1 protein-coding gene is annotated in these 371 nt (G+C 62.0%); it reads right to left on the reverse strand.

Annotated elements, in window-relative coordinates:
- Positions 1-123: 123 nt before the first annotated feature.
- Positions 124-371: aminotransferase class I/II-fold pyridoxal phosphate-dependent enzyme (locus AC0L3D_RS37005; protein ID WP_473647576.1), on the reverse strand; the 248-nt coding region annotated here is incomplete at its 5' end.

A 371-nucleotide genomic window follows, 5' to 3' on the forward strand; every position in this document is an offset into this window, starting at 1 on the left:
ACCGGCACTTCTTCCATCCAGATGCCCGGCTCGGCCTTGGCCTTGACCAGCGCCTTCATCATGTTCGACATTCTTTTTTCCCTTGAAACTCTTGATCCGGAATCACTTTTCGCTTCCGGCCGTTCAGGAAATCACACCAAGTTCGCGCCCGACCGCGCCGAACGCCTCGACCGCCCGGTCGATATCGGCGCTGGAATGGGCGGCCGACATTTGCGTGCGGATGCGCGCCTGACCCTTCGGCACCACCGGAAACGAAAAGCCGATGACATAGATGCCGCGCTGCAGCATGCGGGCCGCCATCTCCTGCGCCAGCGTCGCATCGCCGAGCATGACCGGAACGATCGGATGATCGGCGCCGGCCAGCGTAAAGC

The sequence above is a fragment of the Mesorhizobium sp. WSM4837 genome (assembly GCF_055811435.1).